Source organism: Syntrophomonas zehnderi OL-4 (assembly GCF_000983115.1).
Classification (GTDB): Bacteria; Bacillota; Syntrophomonadia; order Syntrophomonadales; family Syntrophomonadaceae; genus Syntrophomonas_B; species Syntrophomonas_B zehnderi.
In genome coordinates this window covers 13,467-29,363 of the sequence record NZ_CGIH01000005.1, presented here as the reverse complement: position 1 = coordinate 29,363, position 15,897 = coordinate 13,467, and the positions used below count along the sequence as shown (strand labels likewise).

At 47.1% G+C, this 15,897-nt stretch carries 14 protein-coding genes; 1 reads left to right on the top strand and 13 read right to left on the bottom strand.

Annotated elements, in window-relative coordinates; genetic code table 11:
- Positions 1–12: 12 nt before the first annotated feature.
- The gene (locus tag AAV90_RS02175; protein WP_046495327.1) at positions 13–1,119 is read left to right on the top strand and encodes a GerAB/ArcD/ProY family transporter; all 1,107 of its coding nucleotides are present in this window, start codon (positions 13–15) and stop codon (positions 1,117–1,119) included.
- Here the strand turns inward: AAV90_RS02175 and mfd are convergent.
- The 13 genes from mfd to AAV90_RS02120 all read right to left on the bottom strand — a co-directional run bounded on the left by mfd (position 1,116) and on the right by AAV90_RS02120 (position 15,883).
- Entirely contained in the window at positions 1,116–4,331 is a 3,216-nt protein-coding gene (mfd, locus tag AAV90_RS02170; protein ID WP_046495325.1) for a transcription-repair coupling factor, read from the bottom strand. The genes AAV90_RS02175 and mfd overlap by 4 nt on opposite strands.
- Before the next feature lie 305 nt (positions 4,332–4,636).
- Entirely contained in the window at positions 4,637–4,801 is a 165-nt protein-coding gene (locus AAV90_RS14780) for a hypothetical protein (protein ID WP_157609464.1), read from the bottom strand.
- A 63-nt stretch (positions 4,802–4,864) separates the two neighbouring features.
- A complete protein-coding gene (pth, locus tag AAV90_RS02165; RefSeq protein ID WP_046495323.1) occupies positions 4,865–5,419 on the bottom strand; it encodes an aminoacyl-tRNA hydrolase in 555 nt (184 codons plus the stop codon).
- Positions 5,420–5,572: 153 nt separating this feature from the next.
- The gene (locus AAV90_RS02160) at positions 5,573–6,526 is read right to left on the bottom strand and encodes a ribose-phosphate diphosphokinase (RefSeq protein WP_046495321.1); all 954 of its coding nucleotides are present in this window, start codon (positions 6,524–6,526) and stop codon (positions 5,573–5,575) included.
- Between the two features lie 18 nt (positions 6,527–6,544).
- Positions 6,545–7,909: a bifunctional UDP-N-acetylglucosamine diphosphorylase/glucosamine-1-phosphate N-acetyltransferase GlmU gene (glmU, locus tag AAV90_RS02155; protein WP_076982593.1), complete on the bottom strand. Its 1,365-nt coding sequence runs from the start codon at positions 7,907–7,909 to the stop codon at positions 6,545–6,547.
- A gap of 272 nt (positions 7,910–8,181) precedes the next feature.
- Complete coding sequence (locus AAV90_RS02150) at positions 8,182–8,964, bottom strand: nucleotidyltransferase family protein (protein WP_046495319.1); 783 nt, start codon at positions 8,962–8,964, stop codon at positions 8,182–8,184.
- A 44-nt stretch (positions 8,965–9,008) separates the two neighbouring features.
- Positions 9,009–9,716, bottom strand: coding sequence for a GntR family transcriptional regulator (locus AAV90_RS02145; RefSeq protein WP_046495317.1), 708 nt, complete (start codon positions 9,714–9,716; stop codon positions 9,009–9,011).
- Positions 9,709–10,656: a 4-(cytidine 5'-diphospho)-2-C-methyl-D-erythritol kinase gene (gene ispE / locus AAV90_RS02140; protein ID WP_052729544.1), complete on the bottom strand. Its 948-nt coding sequence runs from the start codon at positions 10,654–10,656 to the stop codon at positions 9,709–9,711. Before ispE ends, AAV90_RS02145 begins: the two co-directional genes overlap by 8 nt.
- A gap of 105 nt (positions 10,657–10,761) precedes the next feature.
- The gene (spoIIR, locus tag AAV90_RS02135) at positions 10,762–11,325 is read right to left on the bottom strand and encodes a stage II sporulation protein R (protein WP_052729543.1); all 564 of its coding nucleotides are present in this window, start codon (positions 11,323–11,325) and stop codon (positions 10,762–10,764) included.
- Between the two features lie 313 nt (positions 11,326–11,638).
- A complete protein-coding gene (locus AAV90_RS15690) occupies positions 11,639–11,812 on the bottom strand; it encodes a helix-turn-helix domain-containing protein (RefSeq protein WP_198142797.1) in 174 nt (57 codons plus the stop codon).
- Positions 11,796–12,194, bottom strand: coding sequence for a PIN domain-containing protein (locus AAV90_RS02130; protein WP_046495315.1), 399 nt, complete (start codon positions 12,192–12,194; stop codon positions 11,796–11,798). The genes AAV90_RS15690 and AAV90_RS02130 overlap by 17 nt, the downstream gene beginning before the upstream one ends.
- A complete protein-coding gene (locus AAV90_RS02125) occupies positions 12,194–12,502 on the bottom strand; it encodes an AbrB/MazE/SpoVT family DNA-binding domain-containing protein (protein ID WP_341363004.1) in 309 nt (102 codons plus the stop codon). Before AAV90_RS02125 ends, AAV90_RS02130 begins: the two co-directional genes overlap by 1 nt.
- Positions 12,503–12,691: 189 nt before the next feature.
- Positions 12,692–15,883, bottom strand: a complete 3,192-nt coding sequence (locus tag AAV90_RS02120; RefSeq protein ID WP_046495311.1) for a PEP/pyruvate-binding domain-containing protein — start codon at positions 15,881–15,883, stop codon at positions 12,692–12,694.
- Positions 15,884–15,897: the final 14 nt, after the last annotated feature.

The window sequence follows — 15,897 nt, the reverse complement described above, 5'->3', positions numbered from 1 at the left end:
TAAGGAGTGCATATGAGCGGTAAACCTTTATCCAGCCGTCAACTGGCCTTTATGGTTTTTTTTCTGTTACCCGGAAGTTCGCTGGTTTATTTTGCCGGCATGGCCGCCCGGCAAGATGCCTGGCTGGCAGCCGGGATAGCCGTATTCTCAGGACTGGGAATGCTGTATGTAATCATGCAGGTGCACAGCCTCTTTCCCGGCAAGAACATAACTCAAATATGTCCCCTGGTTCTGGGTAAAGTACCGGGTACAATATTAAATATCTTGTTTTTCTGGTCGTTATTTATTTTAACGCTTAGTCTAATTTATGATTTGACATCTGTATTAAAAATAATCTATCCGCTCTTTCCGACCTTGCTCTTGATTGCTTTGATAATCCTGACCAGTTCCTACTGCCTATTTAAAGGATTGCAGTCTATTGGGATTCTGGCCGATGTTTCTATCGGGGTATGCCTTTTCTTTATTTTGTTAAGCTTTATCCTGTTTATTCCCCTTATGGATTTGGCTAAATTGGCCCCGGTCTTGGAGAATTGGAAACCGTTAATGGCCGGGGTAATATATTCGGCTGATTTTCCGTTTAACGAAGTCGTTATTTTAGCACTGTTTTTGCCAACTGTGCATGATCTGGCTTCCCGAGGGCGAATCATCTACTACTGGTACCTGATAAGTGCCCTGTTCTTGGTGTTGTTTGATCTGCAGCTAGTCGCCGTACTGGGTCCGGGGTTGGCCCAACTGTACACTTTTCCCCTTTTTGAACTCTTTCGCCTGGCTGGTTTTGGAGATTTTCAACGTCTGGAAATGCTCTTTTTTCTGCTCTGGTTTATAACCGGATTGTTTGCTATCCTCATCTATTTCCAAGGGCTTATCTTTGTTACCCGCGACATCCTGGGGTTAAAACAAGATCGGGCCTTGATTCTGCCGGTGGGCCTATGTCTGCTGGTTTTTTCTTATGTTATGTTCCCTACGGAAATTATCTACCTGGAGCTGGGGTTTAAATATACCCCGGTTTACACATTTCCGGTCAACGTCCTCTATCCCTTGATCGTTTTAGTAGCGGCCCTGATTTACAGGAAAAGACGATCCGGCTATCAAAGTGAACAGGAAGTAACTCCCGGCTAAATTGCCTCCAGGATTTCCTGCAGCCTCTGTAATGATACGGCTTTATCCATCCGCATAAACAAGGTGTGGTCGTTTACCTGTTTTATTCCCGGAATCTGCAGTTTCTCCTGCAGCGGTTGGGAGAGGATGATTTCTAATTCCCGCTCCTTAAGGCGCAGGGCTTTGATCTCCTTGTCGCGGGCTTTTACCCTTAAGGCGGCAATCTGCAAGAAGTTTTCCACAGCCGGAGGCAGTTTGCCAAAGCGATCCCTGATCTCATTACGGATATCGTCTATTTCTTCCGCTTCGACAGCCAGCAACAAGCGACGGTATATACGCATCTTGGTTCCGGGATCGGGGATATAATCATCCGGGATATAATTATCCACATCGATGTCCAACTGCGGAATGACCGGATCATCACGCACTTCTCCCCGCAGCTTGGCCGTTTCCTGCTCCAGCAGGCGGCAATACAGGTCAAAACCGACTGCATGGATGTGACCATGTTGCTGCGCTCCTAAAATATTGCCGGCCCCTCTAATCTCCAGATCCCTTAAGGCGATCTTCATCCCGGCCCCCAGTTCGTTAAACTCGCGGATGGCATTAAGGCGTTTTTGGGCGATTTCCGTTACCACCTTGTCCGGACGGTAGGTCAGATAAGCATAGGCTACGCGATCTGCGCGCCCTACCCGGCCGCGTAGTTGATAAAGCTGAGCCATTCCCAGGTGATCGGCCATATCGATTATTATGGTGTTAACATTAGGCATATCCAGTCCGGATTCAATTATGGTAGTGCATAAAAACAGATCATACCTGCCCTCTGCAAAATCAAACATAACCCGGGCCAGTTCTTCTTCGGGCATTCTCCCATGTCCCACGGCTATTCTAACCGTGGGCAGGAGTTCTTCTAATTCCTTTTTGACCCGCTCCATGTCCTGGACACGATTATGAACAAAGAACACCTGCCCGCCGCGGCTGAGTTCCGCTCGGACGGCTTCTTTTATGATTTCCGGGTTGTACTCCAGCACGTAAGTTGTGATAGGATAGCGCTGGGGTGGGGCGGTTTCGATCAGACTCAGATCCCTTAAACCTGTCAGCCCCATATGCAAACTCCTGGGTATAGGGGTCGCGGAAAGACTTAACACATCTACCTGTTCTTTTAAATGCTTGATTTTCTCTTTCTGGGCAACCCCAAAACGATGTTCTTCGTCTATTACCAAAAGGCCCAGATTATGAAACTCAACATCCTTGGACAGCAATCGATGGGTAGCTATAACTATGTCAACCGCTCCTTTAGACAGTTCATTAACGGTCTTTTTCTGTTGGGCGGCGGTGCGGAAGCGGCTTAATACTTCGATATTGGCCGGATAGTTGGCAAACCTTTTTTTAAAGGTTTCAAAATGTTGTTCAGCTAAAACCGTTGTCGGAACCAGGATGGCTACCTGTTTGCCATCCATTACCGCTTTAAAGGCAGCCCGCAGGGCTACTTCGGTTTTGCCATAACCGACATCACCGCAAATAATCCGATCCATGGGTTTGCGGGCTTCCATATCCCGCTTGGTATCCTCAATGGCCTTAAGCTGATCAGGGGTTTCCTCATACGGAAAATCGTCCTCGAACTGCCTTTGCCAGGGGGTATCCGGCGAAAAGGCAAAACCTTTTATGTTGGCGCGGGTTGCATACAGCACCAATAATTCCTCTGCCATATCCTGGATGGATTGCGCCACACGCTGGCGGGTTCTTTCCCATTCGGTGCCGCCTAGTTTACTCAAACGGGGGTGTTTGTCCTCTGAACTTGAGTACCTAAAAAGCAGATCCAGCTTGTCTACGGGCAGGTACAGCTTGTCGGTTCCGGCATACTGCAACAGCAGGTATTCCCGGGTGACTCCGTTGCTTTCAACCTGGGTAACCCCACGATAGATACCGATGCCGTAATTCTCATGGACTACATAGTCCCCCAGCTTCAAGTCCTCGGCTAAAAGCCTTGGTTCCGCCTGTTTTTTGGGAGCCTTGCTTTTACCAACCCTTTTGGCAAAAAGATCTTCTTCGGCCACCAGGGCAATTCCCAGATCCGGGCTTATAAAGCCTCTTTCAAAAGAATCGGAGCTAATTTTTACGCCACTTAAATGCTGGTCACTTAAATAACCGGCCATTTCATCCCGCAGGGCCTTGTTTTTGATGGCCAGGGTGACTTGGTAGCCCTTCTCCTGCCATTCCCGCAACCGGGGGTATAAGCTTTCCAGTCGATTATGAAAAGTCTCGGTTTCTATTTGGGAAATATGTTGGTACAGACCGACACCCACCTGGGGAATATTGCCTGGAAAAAAGGAATGATAGATTACGGTATGCGCATCAAGGCTTAGGCGCAGGTTTTCCTGGCTGAGCAGGCTTAATTCCCGGATAGTTTTATCCTCCCGGCGGGCTTCTTTTAAATATTCCTTGTATTTTTGGGCCTGTTTGTTCAGGACATTATAGAAATCCCGGGGTTCATCCAAGAAAATCAGGCTTTTAGGCGGCAAATAATCCAGCAGGCTGGCATCATTTTCCGTCCCGCTCAATTCATCGGCCGGGTAAACCTGAATATGTTTTGCCGCCTTTAGGGAGCGTTGGCTGTCAACATCGAAACTGCGCATGGTATCAACGGTATCGCCGAAAAACTCAATTCGATAAGGTTCCCGCTCCCCGGAGGGGTATAGATCCACCAATCCCCCCCGGACGGCTAATTGTCCCGGGCGGGTTACGGTATCAACCCGGTTGTAGCCGGACTTTATTAGAATACTTAATAACTTATTTAAAGGCAGTTCCTGGCCTATGTCTATCGAAATTGATTGCTGCTGCATTTGCCGGGGTGACATGATACGATACATTAGAGCAGCGGGGGTGCTGATAATAACCGTCTGACTGCGGGGATGGTTAATAAGGTCTTGTAGGGTTAAAACTCTCTCCACCTCAATTATGGAGGCGTTTTCTTTGACAAAAACGAGATCCCGGGCCAGGAATAGAAATACCCGCTTCTCACCCAGCAGGGCTCTAAGCTCCCGCGCCAAGTCATAGGCGTTTTCCTCGGTGGGTACCAGGCATAAGAACTTGCCCCGGTATTTATGACTCGTTTCCTTTAAAAAATAGGTTCTGGCGGTGCCGGATAAACCACTTAATAATACATCTTCTCCCCGCTTGAGCGTATCTCCAAACTTTGCCAAGAACGTCTGGTTCAAATCTTGTATCCTCCCCATGCCTTAAAGCGGACACCAAAAAACGGCCCCCACTAAAATAATCAGAAAAATAGGGTTAATGGACACAGATAACACAGATTTAACGGATTTGCACAGATTATCCTTATTAAAGATTTTGATTTATTGGGGATGGTTCGTGATTTATCAGATGCCTTGGACGCTGACTCTCCCCCGCACAGTATCCCTTCTCTATCAGATTCTTTACCAAATATGCAAATACTTTAAATGGAATAATCTGTGTAAATCTATAAAATCTGTGTTATCTATGTCCATTCCCCCCTTCTTCTCCTGGTTTATTGGTTAGATTAACTGTAGAATTGTCGGGCGGTTAGGGTGGGTTGCTCTTTCAGGCCCATTTCCAGGGCACATTCATTGCAAAAACCCCTGAGTTCAACAGCACCTTCACCGCTTCCGGTTTCATCAACACTAAAAATCTCGTCACAACATTCGCAGATATAGTAGATTTTCATGGCCATGCTCCTTCGCCCTTTTTTTTAGGTTACCCCGGGTGAAGGAGGATTTATACATTTTGCTTAATTATATGCATTCATTGCCTCATCTATACCTACTTGTACCCATTTTTCCAAGGCATCGGCGGCGTTCTTCACCACCATCCTAATCTGTTCCCGTTCATCTTCTGTAAATCGGCCCAGCACCCAGTTGACGGCCTCGCCTGAGTTGGGACGGCCGATACCAATGCGGGAGCGCGCAAAATCCTGGCTGCCCAGTCTATCGCTGATGGAAGCCATGCCCTTGTGGCCTCCGTTTCCGCCTTGTTTGCGTATCCTAAGCGTACCCATGGGCAGATCCATATCATCATATACCACCATCAGATCATTTAAATCCAGCTTGTACCAGTGCATCAGGGGTTGGACGGATTTTCCGCTCAGGTTCATATATGTAAGCGGCTTGACCAGCAATACCTTTTCGCCGCCCATGCGTATGTGTCCAATAATTGCATCAAAGCGGCTCTCTTGTTTTTCCACCCGGTAACGGGAAGCTAGTTCCTCCATTACCATAAAGCCCACATTGTGACGCGTATCCTTGTACTCCTTGCCAGGATTGCCCAGGCCCACAATAATTTTCATATGAAATCCCTCTGCTTGATTGTCAGGTTATTATAAGTATACCCTTAATAAGTGCATCGATAAAGTCGACTGCCTCAGGAAATTATAACGACCGTGAAAAAACCCCAACTAAAACGATGGGGTTTATCGAGTCTGTTTTGATACTTATAAAGATCAGGGTTCAAACAGCTTGCTTACCGAAAGATCTTCGTGAATCCTTAAGATAGCCTCTCCTACCAGCGGAGCTACCGATAGTACTTTGACATTTGGCAAGAGATTTTCCTTATTGATGGGAATAGTGTTGGTAACCACTATCTCTTTAAAAGGAGCTTCCGCCAGCCTTTCCAAAGCCGGGCCGGAAAACACCGGATGGGTACAGCAGGCATAAACATTGGCGGCACCTTTTTCCATCATAGCCCGAGCCGCGGTACATACCGTGCCGGCGGTATCAATAATATCATCTACGATAATAACGGATTTCCCCACTACATCACCGATAACATTCATGACTTCCGAAACGTTTGGAGCCGGACGTCTTTTATCAACGATGGCCAGCGGCGCTCCCAGTTTAGCCGCTAAATCACGGGCTCTGGTAACACCGCCTACATCAGGGGAGAGCACCACCGCCTTCTGCCCCATCCCCTTAGTTTTGAAATATTCGGCAATGGTAGGTACACCAGGCAGGTGGTCAACCGGTATGTCAAAAAATCCCTGAATCTGGGTGGCATGCAGATCCACGGCCACTACTCTCTGTGCCCCGGATTCCACGATCAGATTAGCCATTAGTTTGGCAGTTATTGGATCACGGGCTCTGCTTTTGCGATCCTGGCGAGCATATCCGTAATAAGGGATAACTGCGTTGATGCGTGAGGCCGAAGCCCTCCGAAAGGCATCGATCATGATCAGCAATTCCATTAGATTTTCGTTGCCTGGTGAACAGGTGGGCTGCACTACAAATACATCCACTCCCCTGACACTCTCATCAATGGCTACGTTAATTTCGCCATCGGAAAAACGTGATACGGTAGCATTGCCTACCGAAATGCCCAGGTAATCAGCAATTTCTTCGGCCAGACAGGGGTTTGCATTCCCTGTAAACAATTTCATCCTCCACCTGGATGCTTTCATACTGTTTTAACCTCCCTGCTAGTCGCGTTTTCCTGACTTCCAATCCAAAATGTTTTTCTGTTCGGCCCGTTCCAATCCCAAGGCTTGGGGGGGCACATCCTTGGTTATGGTTGACCCCGCTCCGGTTACTGCATGGGCTCCTATTCTAACCGGGGCTACCAGATTCGTATTGCTCCCTATAAATACGCCATCCTCCAGGAGAGTCGGCCATTTATTTTTACCATCATAGTTGCAGGTTATGGTACCGGCTCCCACATTAACCCCCTGCCCCAGTTTGGCATCACCGATATAACTTAAATGCGGAATTTTGCTGCCCGCACCGATGGTGGATTTTTTTATTTCCACAAAATCACCCACCTTGACCCCGGTCTCCAGAACTGCCTGCGGTCTGAGGTAGGCGTAAGGGCCAATTGTGCAGTTATCACCTACCCGGGCTTCTTTAATGCGTGAGTTCTCGATGGATACATGATTTCCGATGATTGAATCGCTTATGCGGGTTCCGGGGCCAATTTCGCAGCCTTCCCCGATGCGGCTGTTACCTTCAATTATGCAGGATGGGTAAATGGTTGTGTCCATTCCTATCTTAATTCCGGCATCAATATAGGTACTGTCCGGATCAATCATGGTCACACCGGATAACATCAACTCCTGGTTGATACGCTGACGCATGATTTTTTCTGCCCAGGCCAGTTGTTCCCGATTGTTGATACCGTATATGTCTTCCTTAGCATCCAGACAAAGTACCTCCACCCGCTGCCGATCCTGTCTTAGTATCTCCAATATATCGGTAAGGTAATACTCTCCCTGGGCATTGCCGGAACTTAAGGCAGAAAGAGCCTTGAAAGCTTCTTTGACCTGGAAACAATACATACCGGAATTTATCTCGTTTATTCTTTTCTCATCCGGGGTGGCATCTTTTTCTTCCACAATACGCAAAAAAACACCATTTTCATTCCTGACAATCCGGCCGTATCCGGATGGATTGTTAAGCCTGGTAGATAATATTGTAGCTGTAGCTTGGCTTTGCTGATGGTGTTTGATCAGAGCCTCTAAGGTTTGGGCTTGTAGGAGGGGGGTATCTCCTGCTGTTACCAGTATCATATCGTCATCCTGGACAATATCCCGCGCTTGCAGCAAGGCATGTCCGGTTCCCAATTGCTCTGCCTGGTTGGCAAAATTAACCTCTTGTCCCACAAACAATGCTTTGATTAATTCCTGTTGGTGGCCCACTACCAGGGTAATTTTTTCGATCCCGGCTTCAGTGACGGCATTTACAACGTGGACTATCATGGGCGTACCTGCTACCCGGTGTACCACTTTGGGATAATTGGAGTGCATGCGCACCCCTTTGCCTGCAGCTAGTATAACCGCTGAACAATTCACTTGGCTTTTCACCTCAAATTCGTTATCTGAAGTTTTTGCATAATCGACTGTTGAAAAATTAAGGGGTACTGATTGCACACCCGCAGTCATAAAATAAACGCGATGCTGAGGGGTAAAAAATAGGTAATTAATTATGCAAAACCCTCTCTATCTGTCTGAGTCCTACTGTATTATACCCCGAGATAAGTCAAAATGTAAAAAGTTCTAGGATTTTTTATCTGATCCTGCCGATAGGTCTAACATATGAAAAACCAGCCGGGAGGCTGGTTTCTTTAATCATCAAAGCTTATATTGCCTAGTTTTTCCTGGGCCAGTCTCAAGTCACTGGGCTTGTCCACATCCACCCCAACTTCAGCATAAGGTGATATAATGCCCTTGCCGCGGATGCCTAATACCTGGTAGAATCTTTTTTCGACTATTGCTATGCTAAGCCGGTGGGTAATATACTTCCAAACCAAGCCAAAGCCAAATAATCGAGCCATGGACAGGGGGTTTTTTCTTCTTTCCACTAATTTAACGCCCATCTCCAAGCATCTCTCAATTAGTGCACTGCGGATTAAAAACAGGTTGCCTCCGGTCACAACCCCATCCAGTAGCCGCACATAGGTACGTTGTACGCCGGGGAATTTGGCTTCGTTTACCTCCTGGCAGGTTACCGGGTAATAAAAATCATCATCGGTTTCTTCACAGCGATCCAGGAAATCATCTATAGCTGCAGTAGTAATAAAAGGTATATCGGTGGGCAAAACCAGAACCTTGTTGCTGATTTGCGTGGCTTCCAGTATCTTTACCGCCCGAGCAAAGCTATCCATGGCATTACTGCCCCCCTCCACAAAAAGGAGTTTTTCATCCCGCGGCAGTATGTTTTTTAAGGCGTCTATCGGCCCGCTTACAATTATCCTGTCTATCTGGGCCGATGCACGCAATGCCCGGTATACATAGTAGATCATAGGATAATTACCGATAATGATTAAGGCCTCATTGTCATATGGAGCCATCTTCTTTAAATCACTGCTGCTCTCTCCGCCAGCGAGTATAACCGTATCGTAGGGCATGCTCTACCTCCTTCGGGAGTCATTAAATTATTATTGTATAAACTCTATTCAGTATCTGATCTGTTGCCAGAGAATCCGTCTTTTTTGAGTGAATCAATTAATACATTTTCAGCGTTTTCAATATGTTCCTGGGCCAACTGTCGAGCCAGCGGTACGTTGCGAGCCTGAATAGCTTCCAGGATATTACGATGTTCCTCCAGGGATTCCTGTTTGCGGCCGGGAACTGACAGGGAGTTTAGTCTGAATCTTTGGATCTGTTCCCGCAGGTTGCTGATAATGGGAAACAGCCTTTCGTTACGGCTGGCTTTATACAAGGCTTCGTGGAATTTGGTATCCACCTCTACCAGTTTATCGATATCATCATTTTGGATGGCATTGGCCTTTTCAACCAGCGTGTGTTCCATTTCTTCCAGTTCATCCTCGGTGATTCTATCCGCTGCCAGACCCCCGGCCAGGCCTTCCAGGGCGGCCCTTATCTCAAAAACATCAGCGATGTCCTTCAGGGAGAGGTCAGATACATAGGCTCCCTTACGGGGAACCATGACGATAAAACCCTCCAGCTCCAGCTTTCGCAACGCTTCCCGAACCGGGGTGCGGGATACCCCCAACTCCTCAGCCAGTTGAATTTCCATTAACCTTTCCCGGGGCTGTAAAGAACCGTTCATAATCGCCTCACGGATAGCCTCCAAAACGAGTTCCCGTAAAGGCTTATAGGAGTCCAAGTTTACCGGCATGAGTCGTTTTTCAGTCATATTTTTCCCCCTTCTTATAAGTTGAAACCAGATAGGTTTGCGGGTATTGCTGCTTGATATGCGCCCAAGCCTGCCGGGCAATTTCATATCTGGTAAAGATTCCAAATACGCTCGGGCCACTTCCCGACATCAGGGCGTTTAAGGCTCCCAGTTCGCAAAGCTGCTCCTTAATGTCCGCAATCCGGGGATGCCATTGTATGCTGACCGATTCCAAAACATTGTTCAGCTGTCGGGATACACTAATAATATCACAACTCTGCCAAGCAGAAATAAAAGCCTCATTGTCTGGAAATTTTTTTACCCTGTCCATGCGAAAATCACTGTAAACCTCGGACGTTGAAATTTGAAAATCGGGCTTGACCAGCACGATAGTAAGTTTTGGCCCATTTTTTATCGGTGTTAGTATTTCGCCCCGACCCCTGCCTAGGGCGGTTCCTCCCAGCAAACAAAACGGCACATCCGATCCCAGACCGCCCCCTAATTCCAGCAATTGTTTTTCCTCAAGCCCCAGATCAAAAAGCCGGTTGATACCTGTCAGTACCGCAGCTGCATCGGTACTGCCTCCAGCCAGGCCGGCTCCTACAGGTATATTTTTCTCAATAAAAATCTGTATACCTTCCTGAAGATTAAATTTTTCAAACAGCAACCGGGCGGCTTTATAGGCCAGGTTCTGCTCGTCAGCAGGTATATCCGGACTGTCGGTATTAAGCCTTATCCCTTGCCCGCCCCGCCTAAAACCTATCCGATCCACCAGAGTAATCTGGTGCATCATGGTCTCCAGTTCATGGTAACCGTCAGGCCGTTTGCCTTTGATGTCCAGGGTCAGATTGATTTTGGCCGGGGCTTCAATCCAATAATTAAAATGCTGAGCCTTAAGATCTGAGGCGGACATATTAAGTCGGGCTTCGTGATCTGTCAGGTCAGAACGCTGCGCTTGCATATTATCTCCTTCATCATTTTCTAATTATTATAACTTTTACTTGAAAAAAAAGGAACGACACCAAGGCCGTTCCTTTAAAATGGGGGATGGGAAAGCAATATTTTTTTATAACTTGTCATTATTTTTTCCCGCCGGGAAAAATTCCAGGCATTTTAAAGTAACCCGGGCTTTCTGCGGGCTGTTGAGACTTAACCCCTGATCACCGGATGAAACCAGACACAGGGGCGGAAACAGAACGCACCACCAGTTTTGGCCCTTACCCTCGCCGATAATCACCCGCACTGCCTGATATTTTCCCGGCGGAAAAATCATATCGCCATAAGACTTGGCGGGAAAATCAAATTCTCCTACCCATACCTCTACAGGATAACTGTAACCACTGGCCTCTACCTTGGCTTTGGCCAGAGCCTGTATACGAGGCAGTTCTTTTTGAGCCAACTCTTTGGCCTGGGCAGCATCGGCAGTGTCAACAAACTCCTTAAGCATATACTGCACCACTTCATCCTTGACAGCTAGTTTCAAGGCCTGATCGGCCGGATCATCACTGTTGGCAATTACGTGCAAACGCAGTACTGAATCAGCTATTTTTTCATCCTGAGCACCGGCCAGTTGAATCCCGGCCAAAATAAATGTGATTAAAACGATAAGAGCACTTAACTTTTTATACATTCCCATCTCTCCCCCTTATGCTTTCAGTATTGCCAGCAATCCAAAACTTTAAACACCAGAGGACACAAAGGGTCGGTGGGGGAATTTATTTTCATCGCGAAGGCGGTTTGGTTGGCTATGTCCTGATCGGTGACGATATGAATGTCCAATAATTCTTCTGTATTATAGCCGGTTTTTAAGTAATTAATCTCGGCCAGGCACTGGAGACTGCCTGGAATTCGAAACCCGCAAGATGAATTTCATTCCCTAAAAAGATCCCCGGGCTTCTAAGCGGCGGCGCCTGCGGAAAGAGATGTCAGCAGGCGCCGCTTTTTTATGCTAAAAGGCGATTGCATTTCAGCATGTCCCATATTTTAATGGCTGTGTAAAGGTTGACCCGGGTATCCATCCGGGACAGGTCGAGTTCAAGTAAATGCTCTATTTTATTAATGCGGTAATAAAGGGTGTTGATATGGATAAACAGGCTGAATCTATTCTTTTGATACAATCCATTCCAAATACTGTGCGGCAGTCATTGTGCGCGGCCGCTCCATATCAAGCATCAAGAAATGCTTATCTCCACTGATAATGATATCAACATCCGTAATGATGGCGGCATTGAGAATCGGCTGATCCTTTGGATCGCTTATCAGTTTCTGCGGATATTCAGGCGCAGGCACTAAATCATAAGCAAGCTCGGCCAGAAAAACATCAACATCGGCCAAAACCTGCGGTGCCTTACGTCTCAGCACATCCCGCAGTTCAAAGATATTACGGTCACATAGCACCAATTCATGAAACCGCGCAACGTGGAGCAAAGCGGCAGCAGGCTTTGAATTAGGCCAGAGTATTGCGTATATGAGAATGTTTGTATCGACCAGTATCTTCATTATTTGGAATCCTTTCCGTAGCGTACTTCATCAATAAGAATCTGCACCTGGTCTTCATCCTCGATACCGACTTTTTCAGCCACTCCCGCAAATGCCTTTTGTGCTTTTAGAATGGCCGTGGCAGACGCATTGTTAATTACAATTTCGCCGTTTTCACGCTCAATAAAGAGTATTTTATCTCCTTCCTTAAGGTTAAGTTTGCGTCGAATTTCGATGGGAACAGTGACCTGACCGTTTGCAGATACCTTTGCCAGGTTCATCAATATCACTCCTTTTAATTCTTGAATTATCAAGAATTCTTTATCCATAGTATATGCCGTAAACAGTAGTTTGTATACGTGAGGTGACTAAAGCAGGAAAGCATCGGTTGAAGCCTCAGATAGAAATCAAAACTATTTGTTTCCGGCATCAATTACTTTTACTTTCCACATTTAGCAAGGATGTAGTGTCATAAGAACCGTCCGAGACCACTGAAAAAGTACCCTTGTGGGCCCTCGCTATTTTATTTGAATTAGCGGGTAAGCGGGGTCGGTGGGGGAATTTATTTTCATCGCGAAGGCGGTTTGGTTGGCGATGTCCTGGTCGGTGACGATATGAATGTCCAATAATTCTTCTGTATTATAGCCGGTTTTTAGGTAATTAATCTCGGCCAGGCACTGGCTCCAGCCTTTGAGCCAGTGCATCAACTCTTCATACTGTTTATTATCCCCCTGAAAGTGGATCAAAAGGTCAATATCACTTCCCGGGCCGGCGGTTCCGTGGTTGGTACTGCCGAACAGATATATCCCTTTGACCGCCAATTTTTTTAAATCCAGGTGGGCGGCTATTTTCTCCGCCATATGAAAACGCCAGCGCCAGTACCTGTCCTCAGAATACGTTTCCCCGGGCTCCTGCCAGTCTATTATGGCTTTTGCATAAGGCGCCTGGATAGCCGGCGAAGAAGGCGCCAGATATCCCAAAGCTTCATTCAAATCTGCATTCATTGCTATCATCAGTATGTTGCCCCCGGTATTGGCGGGCACATCGATTACCCGAACGACCTCGTCAAGGTAGCTGAATTCCGGCAGAATTCGGGTTAGTATGTTTTCACAGCGGTCTAAGAATCTTTCGTTAAATTCAATCCCCGGATCATCCGGATAAAGAGGCAGGTAACGAATATCAGCCTCGACCAGATCCTGAAAAAAATGGGTGCCAAAGGACAGTTCCGGCAGATAGTTGGATTTTTGGCGGGCTATTTCGATTAGGGCAGCGGTATTGTATATATCGGCATAGCTTACCGGAACTCCCATCTTAATATCGCCGCGGCTTCCCCAGCGCCCCGGCCCCATTAAAAGAAAGCGACGTCTGGGCAAGAGTAAATTGAGTTTACCGACTGCCCGGGCTACATCCAGCAGATTGTCCCGGTTAGGCAGCCGGTTATAACCTTCCGGTCTGACATATACAATATGTGATATATCCGATATGGTTCCATTGGCAATGTAACGCTGGGCAGAAAAGACGATGTCCTTAGACGGGATGTCCTTGGGAATGGGTGCCGCGGCGTTTTCCGGGCCAAAACACTGGGGACGGCATTGTAAAAGATAGAAGTTTTCCCCGTCAGAGGCAAATTCAATATCCACCGCTGTGCCTAGTTTGTCCTGCAACAGCGTAAGGATCATATATATTTGCCTGATAAAGGGGGTATCGGAAATCAGACCATCAAATGTCAGCAGGAGATCATCCTGCCTACAGTCAACCTCAAAGGCCAGCGGTTTTTTGATATAATCCTCCCTGTATATCGAAAAAAGTTTCTGCAGATGGGGAACCTGGTCACCATGGGTTCTAATCAGCTCGTTTATTTCTACCGTCTCGAAGGTGTCTTTCTCCAGGTTGATAACATCTACTTTTTGGGGGGAATAACGTTTTATTTCATCCGGAACTTTATTGACCCTGAGCTGGGGCTGTCCGGGCGAAACCAGCACCGGAAAATCATCACTTAATCTATCTACCGCGCGGGTACCCAAACCCATTACCAGACGGAGCAGTCCGTCCTGACGTTTGATGCGCGGGGACCAGCGAAATTCATTTTGGCTGAAGCCCACCCCGGCATAAAGCGGCAGATAATAAGGCCCTATGCGGCACCCTACCACCTCCTGGATGAGGATGCCCATTTCTTCGTTAAAATCCAACAAACCTCTTTCGGCCCGGTATTGAATTGAGTCCGGGCTGTAAATGGATGCGTAAACTTCTACTATGGCACCCATAAGGGCTTGCAGCCGTTCTTGTTTGCTGCCTTGGTTGGCCAGAAAAAGGCTTTTGTATTTGCCGGCAAATGCTGCCCCCAACTGGTCTTCCAGCAGGCTGGAGCTGCGTACAATAAGGGGAACATCCCCGAAATCATCTAAGGCCATGGCCAGACTTTTAACGACACCCGGCGGTAATTCGGAATTTTTTAGGATTTGGATAATGTTGGGGTAATCAAGTCTTATCTCATATAGTTCCTTGTATTTTTGCACATTTAAATCTTCCAGATGGTTGTAGTGGATAAATTCTTTGGATTCATCTGTAGTTATATACCAGGTTTTGGGCACCTTGACGGCTTTTAAGAGCGGTTGATCCTCCGCGGCTTTTTCTATAATCTGCTGGGCTAAAAACAGGCCGGTGGCTTTGCCCCCAATTTTGCCATGGCTGCCTTCCGGAAAGATGAGCCGGCTGACGATATTACTAAAATCGCTTATTTCCAGGTATTGACGGGCAATGACAATAAAGTCCATTTTTTCGGAAAGAAAACGCTGGATTAATGCTACCACCAGCCATCTTTCCAGGGGAAAATAACTGCGTTCGTTGTCCTGGGCGGTATAGCTGTAACGACTGACTACGTTTACTATTTCTTTTACGGAAGCATCGAGCCGGTCAACGGCCCTTATCAAGGGATAGGCTTTTTCTTCCTGTATCCATTGCTTCAGCCGCACGGATATTTCCGCATCGCTTAAATGATGGGCAGCCAAGTGAAATGTTTTTTTACGTATATCTTCTATGTTGGCCCGAGGCTGCTTTTCACTGGGATAATTAACTTCCCCGGCGTACCCTCCTTGCCAACCGGACGAAAAATCCCCGAAGATCGCTGCGGCTTCCTGTATCCCGCTTAAATAGAGGTGATTTATCATTTTGCGGCAGATATGCAGCAGCATATGGGGATCAGTTCTGCTCAAAATGTCAACCATAACCATCCATTCCCGGGTAACATCACTGTCCGCGGTTGCGTTTCTGGAGGTATTCCATTCCTGCCAAACCTGTTCCATATGCCGTTTAAAAATGCTCTGGCCAATCCGATCAGCAATAGTATTGATGAGTTTTATTTCTTTTTCCAGGAAATAATCGTCTTCGGCTTTGGGCACTTCATGTGTATAGATAACTTCTATCGTGCCTGTAATCTTATCGCTTATTTTAATATCGGCACTCAGGGATATGGGCGAGCTTTTAAAACCCGGGGTCTGGTAGCTGTTGCCGGCATATACTATCCGGGCCTGACATTGCTCAGGAAACTGCCACCCCGAGGGCATAACCCTCGTTATGCCCGTAAAAATCTCCGCCAGGGATAAGCGCGGATTATTTAGTATCTCATCCACCTTATATAGACAGTTTAACTCTTTGGCTCTTTCTTTCAGGTTGTCCAGCAAATATTCACCGGCGGCTTGCCTATCATCCATCAGCTACCCACCCT